Consider the following 20,871-nt stretch of genomic DNA (forward strand, 5'->3'; position numbering starts at 1 on the left):
CTTTAGCCCTGTTGGTATGGAATAAACACAGTGAAAATAGTGCCTTGCGGGGTGTTATCGGTGATTTCTATGTTGCCGCCAGCCTTATCGATATAGCCTGCCACCAGAAACAGTCCGATACCGTGCTCTGCGCCCACGATTTCGTTACCGCTTTCCGGTTTACTGCTGAATCCTTGTCTGAAGATATGCGGCTTCATGTCGTCATCCACCCCGCAGCCGCGATCGGCCACTTCTATCACCAGTTCCTGATTTCTGTCTGAAATATAGAGCTCGACGGGGTCGGGAACCGCGGCGTTGAGAGTGGCATCGACCGCGTTATCCAGCAAATTGCCGATAACAGACATCAGTTCTGTTTCGTTGATCGTGGCGGGCATTCGTGTGAGATGACACGCGGGATCAAACAGCAACTCAATGCCTTTCTCGCGTGCACTGACATATTTGCCCAACAGCAGTCCGCACAATGCCGGGGAGGAGAAGTGGGCAGAGACGAAGTCGAGCACTTTCTGCGCGCCTTCCGACTGCACCTGGATATAGCGTATCGCTTCATCATAATGTTTCATCTGCAACAACCCCACGAGTGTCGCGGTCCAGTTCAACTGTTCATGGCGCATAATGCGCAGGTTGTCCGCATAGCGTTTGATCTGACTCAACTGGCTACTGAGCGTATTAATGTCATTTTTGTCACGGAAACTGTAAACCCAGCCGCTTTCCACACCGGGCTCGACTTCCATCGCCACGCGGTTAACAATCACTTCCCGCTGGTTAAGCACGGCGATCTGGTCGTGACTGCCGCTGTTGACCGACGCAAAACGCTGAGACAAAAAGCCCGGCGACGTTTGCAGAACCGCGTCCAGAGGTTTGCCGATGAGTTCTTTCTCACTCTGGAGAATATCCAGCAACTCTCGGGCGGCCCGGTTAATTAAGATCAGCCGTTTTTCATCATTAACGGCAAATACTCCTTCGTACATGGCCTCAAGCAGTGCTTTTTGTTGCAGCACCAACTGGGCTATATCTTTTGGTTCGAGTCGGAACATCTGCTTTTTGAGGTTACGGGTAAACAGCCAGGAAAAAATAAACAATGACAGCAGAAGGGCGATACCATACAGCCCGGCCTGCCAAAGGATGCGGGCATTGATGTTGGCAATATACGAAGTCAGATACCCGACCGAGACAATCCCGATCACCTGATGCTGCGCATTAAAAATGGGCGCCTTGCTGCGTAATGAAACCCCAATTCCGCCTTTACGAACAGAAATAATGGTTTTTCCCTTTAACACCTCCGCATTATCTCCACCAATCATTGGTAAATTAAGGCGTTCCGGTGATTCCGAGTGATACAGATGTTGTTCATGGGTATCGCCAATGACAATATAACTGGCATCGCTCTCATTACGCAGCGGCTGAATTAACCGGGCGATAGCGGGGATATCTCTGGCGGCGACTTTTTCCGCGAGACCTGGCATCAATGCGATTTCACTTGCCTGTACGCGGGCGCGTTGCCCAAGATCATGATGAAGTTGCCTGTCAATGAAATGAAACAGGATCATTCCGAGCAGGGCTAACAGCAGGCAAGAAAAAAACACCAGTGCTAAAAAAAGCTTTACCTGAAAAGAGAGTCTGCGTTTCATAAGGCCTGTGACAGGAACAGAAAGAAAAGACATTGGTGCAGACTAGCATGTGAAAAGTTGAGGCGTGATTTGTTAAGGAAAAGTTGTGAGCTGGCTCGGTGTCATGGGTTAGTTGGGCGTAGTAAGTTCCAGCAGTTGCCTGTTCAAATCAGCGAAATGAGGTTCAAAGCGCAGACAAAATCAGTGCAGAATGGCAAAGTTGCTTTGTTAATACCGTGCATGTCTCCGGTGATGGCCGTGGGTATGATCTCTGAGATAGTCTGGTACCAGATATCAAAAAATATAGACAAAAATAAAAAATGGATTTGATGAAGATTAGTAAGGAGCGGTTATGTACTACAACAATGAAGTTATCAGTTACTTGCAAGCCAATAAAATTCTTGCGTTAAAACTCGACCACGCTTTAGCAGGTGTAGGAAAAGCTGTATCAAATCAGATTGAAACGATAGGCGCAGGTGCAACACGCGCGTTGTATTATACTTCCTGCTTTACTGATGAATATCAGGATGTGTGCCAGCAACAGAAAAACGAAGACATTCGATTCAAAAATGGCGTTATTTATCTTCTGCGACATGGCGATGTTGCGTATAACATGCTCAGGTTATATTTCGAAGAAACATTTAGGTACAAAACCTTCGATCAACTAAAGCTTATCAAACAAAAGCTTATGGCTGCTAATATCCATATTGCCGTCAGTTCACTCACAAATGCTGGGTTTGCTTTTGCAACAGCATCATTCGTCGCTGCAGGTATGAATCTACGTTTTGAACTTATTTCACTGGCAGGGCGAAGGGCGGGCGGGGTCGTTGCGGCTGCAGGTATATACGGCATTGTCCAGAAAGCAGCAGAGAGTGCGCACCGTCTTCACATTAATTATCCAGCTTACTACTCAGCGCTATACGCTCAAGAACTGGAAATGATGTACTTCCTGATAGAACCATTGTTTGAGCGGGCTGAGGCGTTTAAAGCACAATGGGGCTCAGACAGTGAAATTGCAGACATCATTACCAGGATGGTTCGATAATGATGAATCTCATTAAAAGATTTTTCAGGCGGATGTTCAGGTCATTGATTTCGTATTATGGCCCGGCTGTACTGACAATAATGTTTGCTTTGGTGCAGGGGGTGTTATTTCCAGATAGCCCGATCTGGCTTATCCCAGTATTCTTTGTGTTTGTGATCGTTATTTTTTATCGATATGTGAAATGGTAATTTTCAAACGCTAGCCCTGGCCTACATCTCAACATTGGCATGATCACCAGTGATGAGTGGGGACGTTATGCCAGGTTGGCACGTAAGAGGATGGGATGGCCATGTTCATTGGAAACGCAATCTTGTGGAATTAACAGACAAGGGCTATGAAGTTGGTGAGCATCATAATAGTTCATTTAACATAATATTCATTATGCGTACTAACGTAAAGCCAGGCAGAATCCAGCGCTTTGTGAACCTGATTGCCCTGGTCGATTTTGGTTGTTTTTTGTTCTTTTCACTGCGGCCGTCGTCCCTTCGTTGAAAACTAACTGCAAATCACCCGGTACCTGCATCGAACTCCGTTTTTGCTAAACTCTATCCTTTACACATTCGGATCCGGAGATGCTATGTTTGACCACGTTAAGTTCGGCGTCAGTGATTTTGAAGCCAGCAAGACATTCTACCTCAATGCACTAGAACCTCTTGGCATCAGGCTGGTTTCTGAAGGTACACCTGATTACGGCGTTGAACTTAGCACGGATGACAAATCATCGCTGTGTCTGTTCCAGTCTGATGAAAAACCCGCACACCTGCATATTGCGTTTGTCGCCGACACTCGCCAACAAGTTGATGCGTTTTACCATCAGGCGCTCGAGGCTGGCGGTAGAGATAATGGCGCACCGGGTTTACGCTCGCATTATCACGCGAATTACTACGCCGCCTTCGTTATTGATCCCGATGGACACAATATTGAGGTCGTCTGCCATCATCCGGCGCCCTGACCTTCTCTCAACGAAATGACGCTGTCAGGTAAGCTGATAGTATTTATCCGGCATCATTTTAGCGGGCACTGGCGTGTCACCATTCATCTGTAACAGGTCGATCTCAATTGCGTTGCAGATTGCATCCAGCGATAAATCATTGTTTTCCATACCGAATGGTTCTTCCAGCTCTTCCGCCAGCGCGTCCAGAGAGATAAATGTGTATGAGATGAGTACGGAGATAAACGGCGTCATGTAATGCAGGTCGCTCACCAGCGCAAACGGCAACATGATGCAAAACAGATACACGGTACGGTGCAGAATTAACGTATACGCAAACGGTATCGGCGTACTGGCGATGCGTTCGCAACCTGCCAGCACCACCGACATATCGTTCAGCCGGTTATTCAGGCTGTGAAAAAGGATGTCCGATAACAGCCCGTCGGCACGGCGCGTAGCCAGCCAGTTTCCCATCAGCAACAGAATGCGGTTCGCCGGTGAATGCGACATCACCACCTGCTGCAGATCCGCTTCTGAAAGATAACGTGCCAGCGTGGCCGATTGCGGCTGGCGGCGCAGTGTCATTCGCAGACAATGGGCGAACGCGATTTGCATGCGCACAAAATCGCTCAGTGCCGGGTCATTCGGCAGCGTATTTTTCACTTCCCTTAGCAGCGAGCGCGAGGCAATCATTAGTTGACCCCAGAGCTGACGGGCTTCGACATAGCGCGAATAACAGGCATTATTGCGAAAACCGAGAAAAATCGCGATGGCCACACCGAGAATACTAAACGGTGCGAGCGTGAACCGGATGCCGAGCGTGGAATACCACGGTAACATCAGGATCACAGCGATGGAGAGCAAAAAGTTAAGCAGCAAACGGGTGGAAATCTTGGCTAACACCGAGCCATGCCAGACGAAAATTTGAGCAAGCCAGTGTTGATGCGGGCGAACAATCATGGATATTTTCGGGAAAGTTGACGACATGTAAATTAAACGTGAATGTCGTCACACTTTCAAGGATCTGCGGTGCAATTTTTGTGATCTGCGCCCTGCTCTCTGCCTGCATCAGCCAGCGGAGAAGAGAAATACATTCTCCGCTTAAATAGCAAAACTACCTTAACACAGCGGCTGAACGGCGTTGCGCATGCCTTTTGTCAGGATGGTATCCAGATCACGCGTCACCTGCTCTGCCAGCCCGGAAACGGTGGTGAGATCCTGTTCCCAGTGAGACGTGACTGACAGCACGCTGTCGACCAGCTGGCGAGTGCTGATCTGACGATCGCGATGTTGCGCCCACAGCCGCTGGTAACGCTCAACCCACTCGGCATCGTCCTGCACCGGGTACGTTTCCCCCTGACGTTCCGCACGGTAAAATGCGATCAACGCCGCCAGCGCAAAAGTCAGTCGTGGCGGCAGTTTGCCGCGAGTTTTTTGCCCGGCCAGCAGTTGCGGCAGAATGCGGGTGCGGAATTTGGTCATCCCGTTCAGGGCAATCGATAACAGCTGATGCTTAATATACGGGTTGCGGAACCGTCCGGTGACCGCACTGGCAAAGGATTCCAGCTCATCGCGAGGCAAATCCAGTACCGGAATAATCTCTTCGTGGATCGCTTTCTCAACAAAGGCGCAGATTTCCGCATCATTCATCGCTTCGCCAACGGTATTCAACCCGGCCTGGAACGCTACAGGCACCAGCGCGGTATGCGCGCCATTGAGGATCGCGACTTTTCGTTCTTTATACGGTTTGATGTCGTCAACGATCAGGATATTCAGCGGATACTGGCTGAGATGCAGTTCCTTCGCCAGTGACTTAGGCCCCTGAATAACAAACAGATAAAAATATTCGGCGGTATCGAGGAAGCTGTCTTTATATCCCAGTCCGGCCTCGATACTGGCCGCTTCATCACGTGGATACCCGGTCACAATGCGGTCAACCAGCGTTGAGCAGAAATGGTTAGCGCTGTCGAGCCACGTCACGAACGTTTGCGGCAGCGCCCATTCCCGGGCATAGCGCAATACCAGTTCACGGAGTGCATCACCATTATAATCAATCAGTTCGCAAGGAATAATCACCCAGCCTTTATCCTGTGCGCCGTTGAAGTGGGTGAAGCGCTCGAACAACAGACGGGTCAGTTTCGCCGGGTAACTCACCGCGGGTGCATCATCAAACGAATCTCCTTCGTGATAGCTGATGCCGGCCTCGGTGGTATTGGAAAAGACAAAGCGCATCTCCGGGTTATGCGCCAGTTTCAGGAATTCCTGATAGTGTGAATAAACGCTGATTTCACGATTGACCGAACGGATCAGCCGGGCTTCGCTGACCGCGTCGCCCTTCTCATTCAGGCCGCGAATGATGGTGGTATACAGGCCATCCTGCGTACTGAGCGATGGCGGGAAATCGCTGTTGATCGGACGAACCACCACCACCCCTGAATTCAGACCGGCATGTTCGTTCAGCAGATCGATCTGCCAGTCGATAAAGGCGCGTAAAAAGTTGCCTTCCCCAAACTGGATGATGCGCTCAGGGTACTGCGCGCCCGGAAAATCACGGCGGTTTAATGTTTTCACTCTGGGTTCCCTCGGTTATTGGTAATACAACCTGTATTATTGGTCTAATAACTTATCAGATTTATAAACCAAGGAACCCTGCTTTGAATCAAATATTATTGTTCCACTGATTAATATCACGCTGGATTTTCATCTCATACATGCGCTTATCCGTTGCCCGGAGCCAGCTTTGCAGGTCACCATACTCAACATGGTCAAACTCAGTAACGCCCCAGGAAAAAGCCAGACGCCAGGGTTTACCGGAGGTACTGTTGTATTCTTCGGTCACTTCGGCCATATGCTGCATGGCGATAAATGCGCCGTCTTCATCGGTATCCAGAAACAAAATGGCAAACTCGTCTCCACCGTGCCGCACCAGCAAGTCGGATTCACGGAAGGTTTTACGCATCAGTTCAGCCAGCGCCCGGAGCGCAGCATCGCCCTGATCGTGACCAAAGTTGTCGTTAATTTCCTTAAACTTATCAAGATCGATCCAGCCAAGCGTGAGCGGCTCTGCACGGCGGTCCGACGAGGCAATGGCATAGTTTGCCAGATGCTCAAACCCGCGGCGGTTCAGTAACCCGGTCAGATCATCGGTCGTGGCCACGCTGAATATCGCAAAATCGTCTTCAACGATCGACGCCAGGTCTTTGAGCATCTCCTGTTCGGCAGGCGCGAAGTTGCGGGTATCATGGTCTATCAGGCAGAACGAACCCACGATGGCGCCGTCAGGCAGCCGTAACGGGTATCCGGCATAAAAGCGAATATGCGGGTTCCCCGTCACCAGTGGATTATCGCTAAAGCGCTCATCAACAGTGGCATCGGGAACAATCAACGGACGCTCGCTGAGGATCGCGTGTCCGCAGAATGAGATATTGCGCGGCAGGGATTTCCAGCTCACGCCTTCGGACGATTTGAACACCAGGGTGGTCTCGTCTACCAGCGTCACCAGCGCCATTGGGACATTAAACAGATGTTTCGCCAGCCGCGTGAGCCGGTCAAAGCGGTGTGGATCGCCCGCGTCCAGCAAGCCGGAGTCACGTAATGCGGCCAGACGCTGGGCTTCATTTTTGGGGATTTCTGGCGTTTTCATGACTTCGCCTCCAGAGGAAAGTCATTAAATTTTAGCGCAACATCGCCAAAAGCCCGGAAAATGCAGACATGATTTTTTGCCAATAAGTGACGGCGTCACCTGTTAGTTAAAATAACATCGGTTCATCTCGCCGGATACTGGTGCGGTTACGCCCCAGCTTCTTCGAGCGGTAGAGATATTCATCCGCTTCCACCAGCAACAGGTTGAACGTCTCGGATACCGGCGTGTTTCCCGGGCTGCGGGTGCCGATACCAATACTGACAGTCAGTCGCAGCGTGTCCTGATGCCAGCGGAACGGATATGCTTCAATGGCACTGCGGATCCTCTCCGCCAGCGCATAACCTTCAGCGGCATCAGTGGTGAGTGTGGCGATAGCAAACTCCTCACCGCCCATTCGCGCCACCAGTCCTTTTTCACCGACCAGGCTTTTCACCTGCTGCGCGAACGAGGCCAGTACATAATCGCCGCACTCATGACCATAGCTGTCGTTGATGCTTTTGAAATAGTCGAGATCCAGCAACATCACCGTCAGGTGACTATCGCTGGTGTGCTCTATCTTTTTCAGCGCTTCATAGAGGCCAGAACGGGAATAAACCCGGGTCAGGAAATCGAAATCAGCGCGCAGCGCGACCTGTTTCATCAGCCGGCTAATGGCGTCAACGCTGGCCGCGACCATCACCGGGCTCATCACCAGCGCGGCGATGCCAAGGCGCGTGGAAAACAGTTGCGGTGTCTGCAACGGCGCTACCACAGAGAGATTAATAATATTGTTGGCCACCAGCAGGATTTCAGCACACCCGGCCACCAGCGTCAGCATGCAGGTTAACGGCAGCGGATAGCGCACCGCGCACCAGATAAGCGCCGGCAGTGGAAAAGCCAGGCTCCCGGCTCCGCCCACCAGTATTGACGCGCTAATCGAGAGGATCAGCGCCGCCACCGGAATCAGTGTACGTAAACGAAAACCGGACAGGTTTTCGGGCCACGTCAGCGTCATGATGCAGGGCAAAAACAGCACACCAGTGGAGAATTGCTCGCTGAACCAGTCCGCAAACAACGGAAGAAAGGTTTGCCTGTCGATACCGACGGATCCGATCGCGCCGAGCAAAGACGATAATATGGCGGCAAGCAGACAATAATAAAATAAATGCAAGGTGCTCAACGGGCCAGGCATATAGTTTGTTCGTCTTTTATCGCGTAATACCAGTTGAGCTACGGTAACGATAAAAACCATATTTGACAGATTAATGACCAGCGATGCCATTCCCCATTGTGTGGTTATTGCATCATATATCAGCATCGCGGCATAACAGATGGCGTAATGGATACCGCGATTGAGAAACGCGTAACGGGCGAAAACCCCGGCCATTACGGCGTTCAGCGGCCAGAACAGGGAGAGTTCCTGCACCATTCGCAGCATCGCGCCAAAGAAATAGAACAGGGTGGTTAAAATAAATACTACCAGCGCATCCCGCACGGGTTGTTCTTCACGAAACAATGTGAAAGACGTCAGTGAAAATGAGCGCATGAATATTTATCCGGTAATTACTTTCGTAATTTGTTTACGGTAACAGATGCAGCCATAATATTATCATGAAAAAAAATTACACGATATTTTGCCCGAAAAATTAACTACCGCGAATTCATTTGTATGACCAGCCAGTGGTGGATCACGGCCACAATATATTGCTGCTGTTCTTCGTTGAGTGCAGTTCCCTGAGGGATCTGATGCCATTTTTGCAGGCAGCCGCGGCAACAAGTGGCTGTTGCGTGCTGCGCGATAAACACCGGATGGCCGCGCATCGGCGTCTGTTTACCGTCATTCTTTGGCTGTGCGGGCGCCAGGCGGCTGGCGATGAAATCGGCGGCATGACGGTCAATGACCTCCGGTCCCTTATCGATGCAATACTGCCGCTCTTTCGGGCCGAGACGAAACCGGGCGCGAAACGTCGATCGCGCCAGGCGGGCAAAAAGAGAATCAAGTGGAATCATAAGCTAGTAAACCGAGCGACCCAGTTGTTGGGTCAGTTTTTCAAGAACGGCGATCCCTGCCAGCGAATTTCCCGCATCATCCAGTTCCGGGCTCCATACCGCAATAGCCATTTCCTGCGGCACAATCGCGACAATGCCACCACCGACACCGGATTTAGCCGGTAACCCCACACGCCAGGCAAATTCCCCGGCATTCTGATACATCCCGCTGGTCGCCATCAGGGCATTGACCTGCCGCGTCTGTAACGGCGTGATCACCGGTGAAGTAAGGTGTGGCGCCCTGCCCCTGTCAGCCAGAAACAGAAAAGTGCGCGCCAGTTCGGCGCAGCTCATTTTCAGGGAACAGTAGTGAAAGTAGTTCTGCAATACTGTCGCCACATCATGATGAAAATTGCCAAACGACTTCATCAGCCAGGCGATGGCAGCATTACGGGCGGAGTGATCGAACTCAGAACGGGCCACAACGGCGTCATAGCTGATCGTGGTTTCGCCGCTGAGTTTACGGACGATTTCCAGCATGCGCTGTCTGGGCGCGCTCAGTCGTCCCTGCAACATATCGCACACCACCAGCGCCCCGGCGTTGATGAACGGATTGCGTGGAATACCCTGCTCCATTTCCAGCTGTAACAGGGAGTTGAACGGCTGTCCGGAAGGATCTTTCCCCACCCGCTGCCAGATTTCCTCTTCCTGATAGTGGTTCATGGCGACAATCAGGCTGAGCACTTTAGAAATCGACTGGATGGAAAAACGTTCGTGCGCATCGCCCGCGGAAAAATGCTGACCGTCGACGGTACTGATGGCCATTCCCAGTTTGTTTCCCGCTACACAGGCCAGCGCCGGAATGTAGTCCGCCACCTTGCCGCGCCCAATCAGCGGCCGGACGTCAGCCAGAATGGCGTCCAGCATAGTGTTATTGATGACCGTAGCCACTTACTGCTCCTTGCCCACAGGCCAGATTCGGCTTGCGAGTATACCAGAGCGAAATGTCTGCCGTCAGGCGGGAAGTCGAAAACGGGTGACGGCCTGTTTCAGCAACTGCGAGCTTTCCTGTAACTTGCCCGATGATTTCGTCGCATAGTCGACCAGTTCACCGGTCTGGCGCGCCACCTGGTTCAGTGTATGAAGCTGACGGGTCATCTGATGGATACTGTCTCCCTGGCTGAGGGTGGCCTGTGAGATCTCATTCAGTAAGCCGCTCAAGTGCCCCACCAGTCCGGTGACTTTTTGCAGGTTATCTTCCAGACGGTTCACCGCCCGCGATCCCTGTTCGATACCGTCCAGCGAGTGGTTAATCAGCTCCTGAATAGTCTGTGTGGACTGACTGCTCTTGCGCGCCAGCAAACCAACCTCTTTAGCCACCACCGCAAACCCGCGCCCCTGATTGCCCGCATGCGCGGCCTCAATCGCGGCGTTGAGTGCCAGAATATTGGTCTGGAAAGCGACGCTGTCGATCATCGCCACGATGCCACGCATTTCTGCGGAGCGGTCGACAATCGCCTGCATGGATTCATTCACCGTCACCATCATCCGGTCACCGCCAGCCGCCACCTGGCGCGCTTCGTCCGCCCGCTGACTGGCGAGCTGCGCATAGCCGGTGTTGCCTTCCACGTGCGATTCCATGCGGGCGATATGTGTGGTGACCTCATCCAGCTCCTGCGATTGTTTGACTGATTGCTGGAACAGTTTTTCGTTGCCTTCCACCAGGTGGTCAATCTGCGTCATCATCGAGCCGGTGGCCTGATTCACGCGGGTCACCAGTTGCTGTAACCCGCGCTGCATGTCACCAATGCTGAGACTCAGTTGATCGATTTCGCGGTTAAAGCGGCTGACGGTGGGCAGCGGGCTGGAGAGATCACCTGCCGCCAGCGTGTTGATATGGGTAATCAACCGGCGCAGCGGGGAAATCACCCAGCGCGACATACCGATCCATACCGCCGCCGCAATCACCACCAGTAAAGCCGGGGCCAGCAAAAACAACGTCTGCAGAGTTGACAAATTACTCATCAACGCCTGCCGACCTGCTTCCGCCTGGGTTTCGCTGGCCTGCTGAAAACGGGCGTAGTTGTCGTTAAAGTCAGACTGAAACGCCTGCACCGGCACGGCAAAAAAGGCATCGATTGACTGGGTTTTCGTCAGCCCGTCCGCCTGTTCTTTAATTGCGCCGTAAAACAGTTGATAGCTGTTGATCAATCCCTCGTCTTTCGGCGGATTCAGTGCCAGCCAGGCCTGCCAGGCGGTTTGCGACTGTACCAGTGCTTTTTGCGCCTCATCCATCAGGCTGTTCCAGCTTCCCACCGAACCGGTTTCTTTATCCTGCATAAAATAGACGCCAGCGCGGTTGAGCAGATCGCTCGCCGCCAGTAGCGACACGCGTGCTTCGTCCACCTTGACCTGCTGAAGATGCGCCTGCTGATTGCGCTGTTCGTTACGTTGCGCATCTTTTAAGGAAAAAGTGAGGAGAAATGAGGAGGTAATCTGCAAAGCAGAGAATAAACCAATGATGCAAAAAATCCCTGCCAGCAGGCCGAACTGCCGTGGAAAAAAGCGCTGTGTGAAACGCTGAAAAGTTTGAGTTAAGTTCATGATTTTCATCTGTTACGACTAGACAGGCGCGAGTCTACGAAATGAAAATGACAGAACCATGACGGGAAAATGACAGGACGCCATACGGCGCCCCGGGATGGCCTAGCGGCGGTCTTTCCACACCGTTTGTACGTTGCAGAATTCCCGCAAACCAAAGTGTGACAATTCGCGACCAAAGCCGCTTTTCTTCACCCCACCGAATGCCACGCGGGCATCGCTGGCGCTGTAGCCGTTGATAAAGACGCCGCCGCACTCCAGCTCGCGGGCAAAACGCTGCGCCTGTGCATCGCTGGCAGTGAAGACCGTCGCAGAAAGCCCGAACTCGCTGTCGTTCGCCAGTTCCAGCGCATGGTCAGCGTCGCGGGCGATAATGATCGCCGCGACCGGGCCAAACATCTCCTGACGAAACGCGGTCATGTCGCGGGTGACGTTACCGAGTACGGTCGGCGCGTAATAGTTACCCTGCCCGGCAATTTTCTCGCCACCCAGCAACAGCGTGGCGCCTTCGGCGAGCGTCTTCTGTACCTGCTGATCCAGCTCATCACGGAGATCAAAACGCGCCATTGGTCCGAGGTAATTCTGCTCTTCTTCCGGTGAGCCCATCTTCAGTTTCGCGGTCGCGGCGACAAATTTCTCCGTGAAAGCATCCGCAATACCCGCCTCGACGATAAAGCGCTTCGCAGCGGCACATACCTGCCCGGTGTTCTGGTAGCGTCCAATAACCGCGGCCTGCACGGCGAGATCCAGATCAGCATCATTCAGAACGATAAACGGATCGGAACCACCCAGCTCGAGTACGCATTTTTTCAGCGCCGCGCCGGATTGCGCGCCAATTGCCTTCCCTGCCCGTACGCTTCCGGTGACGGTCACTGCGGCAATACGCACATCATTAATCGCCTGGCTGACGCCATCGTTAGTCGCATTTACCCAGCCGAAAACGCCCTGCGGGATCCCGGCTTTGGTGAAGATCTCGCCGATGAAAGCCGCGCAGCCCATCACATTTGGCGCGTGTTTCAGTAAATAGCTGTTACCGGCCAGCAGAATTGGCACCGCGCCGCGCACCACCTGCCACAACGGGAAGTTCCACGGCATTACCGCCAGAATCGGCCCCATCGGACGGTATTCGATCACCGCCTGCTGGTTCTCAACCATCGTCGGTTCGGTCGACAGCATCGCCGGACCGTGTTCGGCATACCAGTCAAACAGGCTGGCGGATTTCGCAACTTCGCCACGCGCCTGGGCGATCGGTTTCCCCATTTCACGGGTGATCCGTAACGCCATTTCATCGGCATGTTCGCGCAGCGTCTGACCGACCGCGCGTAACGCGTCGGCACGTTCAGCAATGGTTTTCTGCCGCCACTGGCGATAGCCGTTGTCAGCTTGCGCGATGGCGCTGTCAACCTGGTCGGCGGTGGCCCATGGCAACGACGAGAGCACGTCGCCGGTTGCCGGATTGACGGAAATTGCGTGGGTTGCAGGTGAGCTCATGTTTTCTCTCTCAGTCGATTGCGTTGTGTTCTCATCCTGGCGTACTCTTCCATTTATGAAAACTGAATAATATTAACCATTCTGTTCACGAATCGAGAATACTATGGATCTGACTCAGCTTGAGATGTTCAACGCCGTCGCCCACACGGGCAGCATTACCCTCGCTGCGCAAAAAGTTCACCGGGTGCCCTCTAACCTGACGACCCGTATTCGCCAACTGGAAGCCGACCTTGGCGTTGAGCTGTTTATTCGTGAAAACCAGCGGCTGCGCCTCTCCCCGGCCGGGCACAGTTTCCTGCGCTACAGCCAGCAGATCCTCGCGTTAGTGGATGAAGCCCGGATGGTGGTCGCAGGCGATGAGCCGCAGGGCCTGTTTGCGCTGGGGTCGCTGGAAAGTACGGCGGCGGTTCGCATTCCGGAAACGCTGGCGCGCTATAATCAGCGCTATCCGAAAATTCAGTTTGATCTGGCGACCGGCCCTTCCGGCACCATGATTGACGGCGTGACCGAAGGGACGCTGAGCGCGGCGTTTGTCGATGGCCCGGTCATGCATCCCGGGCTGGAAGGCATTCCGGTTTATCGTGAAGAGATGATGATTGTCACCCCGCACGGTCATGCACCGGTCAAACGGGCCAGCGAAGTGAACGGCGCCAGCATTTACGCGTTTCGCGCCAACTGCTCCTATCGCCGTCATTTTGAGAGTTGGTTTCACGCCGACCGCGCCACACCGGGGCGGATCCATGAAATGGAGTCCTATCACGGTATGCTCGCCTGCGTGATTGCCGGTGCCGGGCTGGCGCTCATTCCCCGCAGTATGCTGGAAAGTATGCCCGGTCATCATCAGGTCGATGCCTGGCCGCTGGCAGAAAAATGGCGCTGGCTGACCACCTGGCTTGTCTGGCGGCGCGGGGCGATGACCCGCCAGCTGGAAGCGTTTATCGAACTGCTGAACGAAGATCGAAGCCAACCTCTCTAGCGCAGCGTAATCACGCCGGTTAAATAGGTCACCGCCTGGCCGCTCATCAATACTCTTGCCCCCTTCAGCTCGCAGCGAATATCGCCTCCACGCGCGGAGACCTGCCGCGCCAGCATTTTCGTTTTGCCGAGCCTTTCGCCCCAGTAAGGAATCAGCATGCTGTGGGTCGAACCGGTCACCGGGTCTTCCGCCACCGACTCTCCCGGGCAGAAGAAACGGCTGACAAAGTCGTACTCTTCATCCGCAGCGCTAATACAGACCATTTTCTCCAGGTGCTGAAGTATCTGCATATCCGGGCGTACGGCCTCCACCTGCTGACGGTCGGCTAAAATCACCAGATAATCTCGCGCCACGCGAATTTCCTGCGCGTCGCGCAGTCCGAGCCCGGCCAGAAGTTCCGCAGGCGGCAGCTCAACAACTGTCGTCTCCCAGGCCGGGAAATCCAGCGTCAGCCAGTCGCCGCTACGCGTTACGCGAAGCTCGCCGACAAAACGGGTGCTAAACACGATCGTCGATGACGGATGATCGAAATATTCAAAAATCACGTGCGAGGCTGCCAGCGTCGCGTGACCACAGAGATTGATTTCGTGCAGCGTGGTAAACCAACGTAGTTCATATCCTTCGTCAGTGCGGACGAAAAACGCCGTCTCTGACTGGTTATGCTGCTGAGCCATTTTTAGCAGCGTTTCGTCCGGCAGCCATTCGGTGAGCGGACAAACCGCCGCCGCGTTACCGCCAAAGCTGTGGTTACTGAACGCGTCGACCAGATAAAAATTAATCTCCTGCATCATTCTGTCCCTTCACTTTTTTGCTTATCGATAACATGACATAAACGTGATTAATGCACACGTTTTATAGAAAAATTAACTTGTTAGCGTCGGCCGACACCCTCAGGCAAAAATGAGACTCAGGTCACAAAATGATTGTATTTCAGGCAGTGATCGTTTTAAGATCGCCCCACTTCTTTCCTCTTTGTAACCTGCCCTCAATTTATGATGACAAATACAGTTTCACGCAAGGTCGGGTGGCTTCGGGTGGTCACGCTGGCGATTGCCGCTTTTATCTTTAACACCACCGAGTTTGTGCCGGTTGGGTTGCTGTCGGATATCGCCAGTAGTTTTCAGATGGAGACGGCGCAGGTGGGCATTATGCTGACCATCTACGCCTGGGTAGTGGCGCTGATGTCACTGCCGTTTATGCTGCTGACGCGTCAGGTGGAGCGGCGAAAACTCCTCATTGCATTGTTCATTTTGTTTATCGCCAGCCATGTGCTGTCGTTTCTGGCGTGGAATTTCCCGGTGCTGGTGATTAGCCGTATCGGCATCGCGTTCGCCCATGCGGTGTTCTGGTCAATAACCGCATCACTGGCGATCCGTATGGCACCCGCCGGGAAACGTGCGCAGGCGCTGAGCCTGATCGCCACTGGCACCGCGCTGGCGATGGTGTTAGGCATTCCGGTCGGTCGTGTGGTCGGGCAGCTTTTTGGCTGGCGCATCACCTTCTTTGCCATTGGTGTGGGCGCGTTTATCACTCTGCTGGCGCTGATCAAACTGTTGCCGACGCTGCCAAGCGAGCATTCAGGATCACTGAAAAGTCTGCCGGTGCTGTTCCGCCGCCCGGCGCTGGTCAGTATCTACATTCTGACAGTGGTGGTGGTGACAGCGCACTACACGGCCTACAGCTACATCGAACCGTTTGTGCAGAACGTCGCGGGTCTGAGTGGTCAGTTTGCCACGGTATTGCTGCTTATCCTCGGCGGTGCCGGGATCATCGGCAGTATTCTGTTTGGCCGGCTGGGCAACAACCATTCTTCTGTGCTGATTAGCAGCGCGATTGCCCTGCTGTTGATCTGCCTGTTGCTGCTGTTACCTGCCGCACAGAACGAAACGTATCTGGCAATGCTCAGCATTTTCTGGGGCATTGCGATCATGATTATTGGGCTGGGCATGCAGGTGAAAGTGCTGGCGCTGGCTCCGGACGCCACCGATGTGGCGATGTCGCTGTTTTCCGGCATTTTCAATATCGGGATTGGCGCGGGCGCGCTGGTTGGCAGTCAGGTCAGCCTGTGGCTGTCGATGTCGTCGATAGGTTATGTCGGTGCGGTGCCGGCACTGGCGGCGCTCATCTGGGCGGTTATTATCTTCCGCCGCTGGCCGGTAGCGATGCTGGAACCCCAGCATCATTCCTGATATGAAGGGCGCAATGCGCCCTTTGTTATGCCTGATAGCTGGTAATAATTTCCAGCACGCCGTTAATAATAAACTGCACGCCCATGCAGACCAGCAGGAAGCCCATCAGCCGGGAAATGGCTTCAATGCCGCCTTTCCCGACCATCCGCATGATGGCGCCGGAACTGCGCAAACTGCCCCACAGGATCAGCGCCACCGCGGCAAAAATCAGTGGCGGCGCAACCAGCACTACCCAGGCGGAAAAATTCACCCCCTCTTTCACGGTGGAAGCGGAACTGATGATCATCGCAATAGTTCCTGGCCCGGCGGTACTCGGCATGGCGAGTGGAACAAAGGCGATATTGGCATCTGGTTCATCGCGCAGCTCTTCGGTCTTGCTCTCCGCTTCCGGGGATTCATGCGCTTTCTGCTGCGGGAAAAGCATACGGAAACCAATGAACGCGACGATCAGGCCGCCGGCAATGCGCAGACCGGGAATTGAAATGCCGAAGGTATTCATCACCAGCTGCCCGGCATAATACGCCACCATCATAATCGCAAAGACATAAATCGATGCCATCATCGACTGGCGGTTACGCTCCGCGCTGTTCATGTTTCCGGCAAGACCGAGAAACAGCGCCACGGTGGTAAGTGGGTTTGCCAGCGGCAACAGAACGACCAGCCCAAGGCCGATCGCTTTTAAAAGTTCCATCATAAGTGACCTGATTCCTGAAAATTAATACTGAATTATATCGGCTTAAGGCAATTTTGTGACCTTTAAAAGGTGTAATAAACCTTACAGCTTATGACGGTAAATCTTAGCAAATGCGGCCAGTTGTAAACGATTTAGCAAATTGTGGCATCGGATAATTCATTCGGTTGACTTATGCTTGCCTGGGCAATAATATCCTTCGCAATTAAACTACTTGCCAGGGCAACCATTGTGAAAAGCACAAGTGATCTGTTTAACGAAATCATTCCACTTGGACGCTTAATCCATATGGTCAACCAGAAAAAAGATCGTTTACTCAACGATTATCTGTCGCCGCTGGACATCACCGCCACTCAGTTCAAAGTGCTGTGCTCCATTCGCTGCCAGGTGTGTATCCCCCCTGTTGAGCTGAAAAAAGTGTTGTCCGTTGATTTAGGCGCCCTGACCAGAATGCTCGATCGGCTGATTAGCAAAGGATGGATCGAGCGCCTGCCTAACCCGAATGATAAGCGTGGAGTGCTGGTGCAACTGACACCAGAAGGCGCCGCAATATGCGAGCAATGCCACCAGCGCGTAGGCCAGGACCTGCACCAGGAATTAATTAAAAACCTAACGGCAGACGAGCTTACTCAACTCGAACTGCTGCTCAAAAAAATTCTGTTATAAGCAGAAAGAGGTCAGACGATGTCCAGACGAAATACCGACGCCATTACCATTCATAGCATTTTGGGCTGGATCGAAGACAACCTGGAATCGCCCCTGTCGCTGGAAAAAGTGTCAGAGCGTTCCGGTTATTCGAAATGGCACCTGCAACGGATGTTTAAAAAAGAGACCGGCCATTCACTTGGTCAATATATTCGTAGTCGTAAGCTGACGGAGATCGCGCAGCAGCTCAAGCAGAGCGACGAGCCGATCCTTTATCTCGCTGAACGCTACGGCTTTGAGTCACAGCAGACGCTGACGCGAACGTTCAAAAACTATTTCGACGTGCCGCCGCACAAGTACCGCGTGACCAACATGCCCGGTGAATCGCGTTATCTCTATCCTATTAATAATTGTAACTGTTAATCGCCTGCATCAGACGTATTGAGGAAATCATGAAACTGTTCGCCTCCGCCGCCCTCGCCTTACTGGCGCTGGCTTCCGGCCAGAGTTTTGCGGAGCAATCCACAACCCATGCCAGTCAACCATCGCGTGAGACAATGATAATGCCGACCGCCCAAAACCAGTCGCCATTTGATTTTAACCATATGGCGGCTGGCAGCGACAAATCCGACGAACTGGGTGTGCCTTATTACAATAAGCGCAACCAGTAATTCGTCTTGCCCCGCCATGCGGGGCTTTTTTTTAACCTCGGATCGCCTTCACCCGACGCCGGAACCGCAGCCCGAACACGTTGATAAACAACCCGGCCATAATCAGCACCGCGCCAACCATCTGCAGCCCTGTCAGTCTTTCGTCTAACAGCACAGCCGCGCTCGCCAGCCCGACCACCGGTACCAGCAACGACAGCGGCGCCACGCGCCAGGTTTCATACCGCCCAAGCAGCGAACCCCAGATGCCATATCCCACAATGGTGGCAATAAACGCCAGATAGACCAGCGACAAAATCGTCGTCATGTCGATCTCCACCAGGCTTTGTAGCATCACCGCCGGGCCATCGAGCAGCAAGGAGGCCAGCATAAACGGCACGATCGGGATCAGCGCGCTCCACACCACCAGCGACATCACCGCCGGACGGCTCTCATGTTGCATGATGATTTTATTGAAGATATTACCACTGGCCCAGCACAGCGCCGCCGCCAGGGTCAGGAAAAAGCCCAGCATAGTGACATCCTGCCCGGTCAGACTGCCTTCAATCAGCACCAGTACGCCAAACACAGCCAGGGTGATCCCGGCGAGTTGTTTGCCCTGCAGGCGTTCGCCAAAAACAAAGGCACCGAGAATAATCGAAAAGAAGGCCTGCGCCTGCAACACCAGTGAGGCAAGCCCGGCGGGCATGCCAAACTTAATGGCGCTGAACAGAAAGGCAAACTGGCCGAAGCTTATCGTCAGCCCATAACCCAGCAGCAACCGGAACGGGATCTTCGGTTTCGCGACAAACAGCAACGCCGGAAACGCCACCAGCAGAAAGCGTAACCCTGCCAGCATCAACGGCGGCATATTGTGTAAACCCACTTTGATGACGACAAAATTGAGCCCCCAAACGACCACCACCAGCAACGCCAGTAGCCCATCTTTTCGCGTCATACCTCGCCCCTGTTTGTTCAATTTATGTAAGCAGAATTAAAGTAACGAAAAAATCAATGCGCTGATAGATCATTAAATCCAGGAGGGTCAAAAAGCACGTGTCGACATGTGTTCAGCTATACAACACCCCGCAAGCCGTGTTACTCCTGATATGACACAACCTCATGACAGAAAAAATACTCGGGCAGGAAAATGATCTCTAACACCCGGCGCTCAACCGCAGCGCTGCTGGCGTCGTCGTTGCTGTTAACCATTGGCCGTGGCGCAACATTACCGTTTATGACCATCTATCTGACGCGGCAGTTTGCGCTCGGCGTCGATCAGATTGGTTACGCGATGACCGTCGCGTTAACCATTGGTGTGGTGTTCAGTCTGGCGTTCGGCATTCTCGCCGATAAGTTTGATAAGAAACGCTACATGCTGATTTCCATCGCCGCATTTATTAGCGGCTTTGTCGCTATTCCGCTGGTGAATAACGTCATTCTGGTGGTGCTCTTTTTCGCCGTCATCAACTGCGCCTATTCCGTTTTTGCAACGGTACTGAAGGCCTATTTTGCCGATACGCTGGAGTCTGCCGCTAAAGCGCGCATTTTCTCGCTCAACTATACCTTTCTGAATATGGGCTGGACTGTCGGGCCGCCGCTCGGCACCTGGCTTGTGATGTACAGCATCAATCTGCCATTCTGGCTGGCCGCCATCTGCGCCGCTTTCCCGATGATGTTTATTCAGTTATGGGTACAACGCGTTGCGGTGACTGCGTCAGAAGACAACGCTGGCGCCTGGTCGCCGTCGGTGCTGCTGCGTGATCGCGCGCTGTTCTGGTTCACCCTCTCCGGGCTGCTGGCCTCATTCGTGGGCGGATCATTCGCCTCCTGCCTGTCGCAGTATGTGCTGGCGGTGGCAAACAGTGATTTTGCCGAAAAAGTGATTGCAGTGATCCTGCCGGTGAACGCGGCGGTGGTGGTCACATTGCAGTACGCCATTGGCCGTAAGCTGACGGCCAGTAATATTCGCCCGCTGATGACCGTCGGTACGCTCTTTTTCCTGCTCGGGCTGGTGGGCTTTATGCTGTCCGGATCCAGTCTGATTTTCTGGGGGATCTCCGCCGCTGTCTTTACCATCGGTGAAGTGATTTATGCGCCCGGTGAATATATGTTGATCGACAACATCGCCCCGCCGGGTCTGAAAGCCAGCTATTTTTCCGCTCAGGCGTTAGGCTGGCTTGGCGCGGCGTTTAACCCGATGATCACCGGCGCGATTCTGACCACGCTGCCGCCGTGGTCGCTGTTTGCCATTCTGATGGCCGCGATTGTGGTGGCATGGATGATGATCCTGCGCGGCATGCGTGTCAGTCCGCACGAAGGGTTGTTCAGCACGGTCTGACGGCTGTCGGGTCGCTGTCGCCTTGCTGTCGGGTTAGGATCGTGTTGCTTTCCCATGCCCTCGCGGACACTCAATGCGGGATTATTCATTTGGAGA

General features: G+C 53.3%; 21 protein-coding genes. 9 read left to right on the top strand and 12 right to left on the bottom strand.

What is annotated here, in order from left to right:
• Window positions 1-2 precede the first annotated feature (2 nt).
• On the bottom strand, window positions 3-1,628 hold the full coding sequence (locus QMG90_RS11190) for an ATP-binding protein (protein ID WP_283279687.1): 1,626 nt from the start codon (window positions 1,626-1,628) through the stop codon (window positions 3-5).
• A gap of 331 nt (window positions 1,629-1,959) precedes the next feature.
• On the opposite strand from QMG90_RS11190, the gene QMG90_RS11200 reads away from it, so the two are divergent.
• The 3 genes from QMG90_RS11200 to QMG90_RS11205 all read left to right on the top strand — a co-directional run bounded on the left by QMG90_RS11200 (window position 1,960) and on the right by QMG90_RS11205 (window position 3,604).
• The gene (locus QMG90_RS11200; RefSeq protein ID WP_283279688.1) at window positions 1,960-2,652 is read left to right on the top strand and encodes a hypothetical protein; all 693 of its coding nucleotides are present in this window, start codon (window positions 1,960-1,962) and stop codon (window positions 2,650-2,652) included.
• Window positions 2,652-2,840, top strand: a complete 189-nt coding sequence (locus QMG90_RS22470) for a hypothetical protein (protein ID WP_346733121.1) — start codon at window positions 2,652-2,654, stop codon at window positions 2,838-2,840. Before QMG90_RS11200 ends, QMG90_RS22470 begins: the two co-directional genes overlap by 1 nt.
• Before the next feature lie 389 nt (window positions 2,841-3,229).
• Window positions 3,230-3,604, top strand: a complete 375-nt coding sequence (locus tag QMG90_RS11205) for a VOC family protein (RefSeq protein ID WP_283279689.1) — start codon at window positions 3,230-3,232, stop codon at window positions 3,602-3,604.
• A gap of 24 nt (window positions 3,605-3,628) precedes the next feature.
• On the opposite strand, the gene QMG90_RS11210 is transcribed toward QMG90_RS11205, so the two are convergent.
• The 8 genes from QMG90_RS11210 to sad all read right to left on the bottom strand — a co-directional run bounded on the left by QMG90_RS11210 (window position 3,629) and on the right by sad (window position 13,286).
• Window positions 3,629-4,543 (bottom strand): bestrophin family protein, encoded by a 915-nt coding sequence (locus tag QMG90_RS11210; protein ID WP_283279690.1) that lies wholly within the window; start codon window positions 4,541-4,543, stop codon window positions 3,629-3,631.
• 159 nt (window positions 4,544-4,702) lie between these two features.
• On the bottom strand, window positions 4,703-6,154 hold the full coding sequence (locus tag QMG90_RS11215; RefSeq protein WP_283279691.1) for a tagaturonate reductase: 1,452 nt from the start codon (window positions 6,152-6,154) through the stop codon (window positions 4,703-4,705).
• Between the two features lie 88 nt (window positions 6,155-6,242).
• On the bottom strand, window positions 6,243-7,226 hold the full coding sequence (locus QMG90_RS11220; RefSeq protein WP_283279692.1) for a sensor domain-containing diguanylate cyclase: 984 nt from the start codon (window positions 7,224-7,226) through the stop codon (window positions 6,243-6,245).
• Window positions 7,227-7,332: 106 nt separating this feature from the next.
• Window positions 7,333-8,751 carry a GGDEF domain-containing protein gene (locus QMG90_RS11225; RefSeq protein ID WP_283279693.1) on the bottom strand — a complete coding sequence of 473 codons (1,419 nt, stop codon included), beginning with the start codon at window positions 8,749-8,751 and terminating at the stop codon, window positions 7,333-7,335.
• Between the two features lie 104 nt (window positions 8,752-8,855).
• Window positions 8,856-9,215 carry a DUF4186 domain-containing protein gene (locus QMG90_RS11230; protein ID WP_283279694.1) on the bottom strand — a complete coding sequence of 120 codons (360 nt, stop codon included), beginning with the start codon at window positions 9,213-9,215 and terminating at the stop codon, window positions 8,856-8,858.
• Window positions 9,216-9,218: 3 nt separating this feature from the next.
• A complete protein-coding gene (gene glsB, locus QMG90_RS11235) occupies window positions 9,219-10,121 on the bottom strand; it encodes a glutaminase B (protein ID WP_430381690.1) in 903 nt (300 codons plus the stop codon).
• Window positions 10,122-10,208: 87 nt separating this feature from the next.
• A complete protein-coding gene (locus QMG90_RS11240) occupies window positions 10,209-11,798 on the bottom strand; it encodes a methyl-accepting chemotaxis protein (protein ID WP_283279697.1) in 1,590 nt (529 codons plus the stop codon).
• 102 nt (window positions 11,799-11,900) lie between these two features.
• The gene (gene sad, locus QMG90_RS11245; protein ID WP_283279698.1) at window positions 11,901-13,286 is read right to left on the bottom strand and encodes a succinate-semialdehyde dehydrogenase; all 1,386 of its coding nucleotides are present in this window, start codon (window positions 13,284-13,286) and stop codon (window positions 11,901-11,903) included.
• A gap of 103 nt (window positions 13,287-13,389) precedes the next feature.
• On the opposite strand from sad, the gene ptrR reads away from it, so the two are divergent.
• Window positions 13,390-14,262 carry a putrescine utilization regulator PtrR gene (ptrR, locus tag QMG90_RS11250; protein ID WP_283279700.1) on the top strand — a complete coding sequence of 291 codons (873 nt, stop codon included), beginning with the start codon at window positions 13,390-13,392 and terminating at the stop codon, window positions 14,260-14,262.
• Here ptrR and QMG90_RS11255 read toward each other — a convergent pair.
• Complete coding sequence (locus QMG90_RS11255; RefSeq protein WP_283283942.1) at window positions 14,259-15,050, bottom strand: PhzF family phenazine biosynthesis protein; 792 nt, start codon at window positions 15,048-15,050, stop codon at window positions 14,259-14,261. The genes ptrR and QMG90_RS11255 overlap by 4 nt on opposite strands.
• A gap of 204 nt (window positions 15,051-15,254) precedes the next feature.
• Here QMG90_RS11255 and QMG90_RS11260 point away from each other — a divergent pair, with 204 nt between their 5' ends.
• Window positions 15,255-16,451 (top strand): sugar transporter, encoded by a 1,197-nt coding sequence (locus QMG90_RS11260; RefSeq protein WP_283279702.1) that lies wholly within the window; start codon window positions 15,255-15,257, stop codon window positions 16,449-16,451.
• Window positions 16,452-16,476: 25 nt separating this feature from the next.
• Here the strand turns inward: QMG90_RS11260 and QMG90_RS11265 are convergent, their stop codons facing one another.
• A complete protein-coding gene (locus QMG90_RS11265) occupies window positions 16,477-17,145 on the bottom strand; it encodes a MarC family NAAT transporter (RefSeq protein WP_283279703.1) in 669 nt (222 codons plus the stop codon).
• A gap of 228 nt (window positions 17,146-17,373) precedes the next feature.
• On the opposite strand from QMG90_RS11265, the gene marR reads away from it, so the two are divergent.
• Genes marR through marB form a run of 3 tightly spaced genes read left to right on the top strand, consistent with a single transcriptional unit; the run spans window position 17,374 to window position 18,458 of the window.
• Window positions 17,374-17,808 carry a multiple antibiotic resistance transcriptional regulator MarR gene (gene marR, locus QMG90_RS11270; protein WP_283283943.1) on the top strand — a complete coding sequence of 145 codons (435 nt, stop codon included), beginning with the start codon at window positions 17,374-17,376 and terminating at the stop codon, window positions 17,806-17,808.
• A gap of 18 nt (window positions 17,809-17,826) precedes the next feature.
• On the top strand, window positions 17,827-18,210 hold the full coding sequence (marA, locus tag QMG90_RS11275; RefSeq protein ID WP_283279705.1) for an MDR efflux pump AcrAB transcriptional activator MarA: 384 nt from the start codon (window positions 17,827-17,829) through the stop codon (window positions 18,208-18,210).
• A gap of 29 nt (window positions 18,211-18,239) precedes the next feature.
• Window positions 18,240-18,458 carry a multiple antibiotic resistance protein MarB gene (gene marB, locus QMG90_RS11280; RefSeq protein ID WP_283279707.1) on the top strand — a complete coding sequence of 73 codons (219 nt, stop codon included), beginning with the start codon at window positions 18,240-18,242 and terminating at the stop codon, window positions 18,456-18,458.
• Between the two features lie 31 nt (window positions 18,459-18,489).
• Here marB and eamA read toward each other — a convergent pair whose 3' ends face one another.
• Complete coding sequence (gene eamA / locus QMG90_RS11285) at window positions 18,490-19,392, bottom strand: O-acetylserine/cysteine exporter (protein WP_283279708.1); 903 nt, start codon at window positions 19,390-19,392, stop codon at window positions 18,490-18,492.
• Window positions 19,393-19,584: 192 nt separating this feature from the next.
• On the opposite strand from eamA, the gene ydeE reads away from it, so the two are divergent.
• The gene (ydeE, locus tag QMG90_RS11290; protein ID WP_283279709.1) at window positions 19,585-20,775 is read left to right on the top strand and encodes an efflux MFS transporter YdeE; all 1,191 of its coding nucleotides are present in this window, start codon (window positions 19,585-19,587) and stop codon (window positions 20,773-20,775) included.
• Window positions 20,776-20,871: the final 96 nt, after the last annotated feature.

Origin of the sequence: Trabulsiella odontotermitis (assembly GCF_030053895.1) — a bacterium.
In the GTDB taxonomy this organism is placed as follows: Bacteria; Pseudomonadota; Gammaproteobacteria; order Enterobacterales; family Enterobacteriaceae; genus Trabulsiella; species Trabulsiella odontotermitis_C.

Excerpts from the sequence above, each read along its gene's own strand:
- QMG90_RS11190 (WP_283279687.1), bottom strand. The coding sequence starts at position 1,628 with ATGAAACGCAGACTCTCTTTTCAGGTAAAGCTTTTTTTAGCACTGGTG.
- QMG90_RS11200 (WP_283279688.1), top strand. The coding sequence starts at position 1,960 with ATGTACTACAACAATGAAGTTATCAGTTACTTGCAAGCCAATAAAATT.
- QMG90_RS22470 (WP_346733121.1), top strand. The coding sequence starts at position 2,652 with ATGATGAATCTCATTAAAAGATTTTTCAGGCGGATGTTCAGGTCATTG.
- QMG90_RS11205 (WP_283279689.1), top strand. The coding sequence starts at position 3,230 with ATGTTTGACCACGTTAAGTTCGGCGTCAGTGATTTTGAAGCCAGCAAG.
- QMG90_RS11210 (WP_283279690.1), bottom strand. The coding sequence starts at position 4,543 with ATGATTGTTCGCCCGCATCAACACTGGCTTGCTCAAATTTTCGTCTGG.
- QMG90_RS11220 (WP_283279692.1), bottom strand. The coding sequence starts at position 7,226 with ATGAAAACGCCAGAAATCCCCAAAAATGAAGCCCAGCGTCTGGCCGCA.
- QMG90_RS11225 (WP_283279693.1), bottom strand. The coding sequence starts at position 8,751 with ATGCGCTCATTTTCACTGACGTCTTTCACATTGTTTCGTGAAGAACAA.
- QMG90_RS11230 (WP_283279694.1), bottom strand. The coding sequence starts at position 9,215 with ATGATTCCACTTGATTCTCTTTTTGCCCGCCTGGCGCGATCGACGTTT.
- glsB (WP_430381690.1), bottom strand. The coding sequence starts at position 10,121 with ATGCTGGACGCCATTCTGGCTGACGTCCGGCCGCTGATTGGGCGCGGC.
- QMG90_RS11240 (WP_283279697.1), bottom strand. The coding sequence starts at position 11,798 with ATGAACTTAACTCAAACTTTTCAGCGTTTCACACAGCGCTTTTTTCCA.
- sad (WP_283279698.1), bottom strand. The coding sequence starts at position 13,286 with ATGAGCTCACCTGCAACCCACGCAATTTCCGTCAATCCGGCAACCGGC.
- ptrR (WP_283279700.1), top strand. The coding sequence starts at position 13,390 with ATGGATCTGACTCAGCTTGAGATGTTCAACGCCGTCGCCCACACGGGC.
- QMG90_RS11255 (WP_283283942.1), bottom strand. The coding sequence starts at position 15,050 with ATGCAGGAGATTAATTTTTATCTGGTCGACGCGTTCAGTAACCACAGC.
- QMG90_RS11260 (WP_283279702.1), top strand. The coding sequence starts at position 15,255 with ATGATGACAAATACAGTTTCACGCAAGGTCGGGTGGCTTCGGGTGGTC.
- QMG90_RS11265 (WP_283279703.1), bottom strand. The coding sequence starts at position 17,145 with ATGATGGAACTTTTAAAAGCGATCGGCCTTGGGCTGGTCGTTCTGTTG.
- marA (WP_283279705.1), top strand. The coding sequence starts at position 17,827 with ATGTCCAGACGAAATACCGACGCCATTACCATTCATAGCATTTTGGGC.
- marB (WP_283279707.1), top strand. The coding sequence starts at position 18,240 with ATGAAACTGTTCGCCTCCGCCGCCCTCGCCTTACTGGCGCTGGCTTCC.
- eamA (WP_283279708.1), bottom strand. The coding sequence starts at position 19,392 with ATGACGCGAAAAGATGGGCTACTGGCGTTGCTGGTGGTGGTCGTTTGG.
- ydeE (WP_283279709.1), top strand. The coding sequence starts at position 19,585 with ATGATCTCTAACACCCGGCGCTCAACCGCAGCGCTGCTGGCGTCGTCG.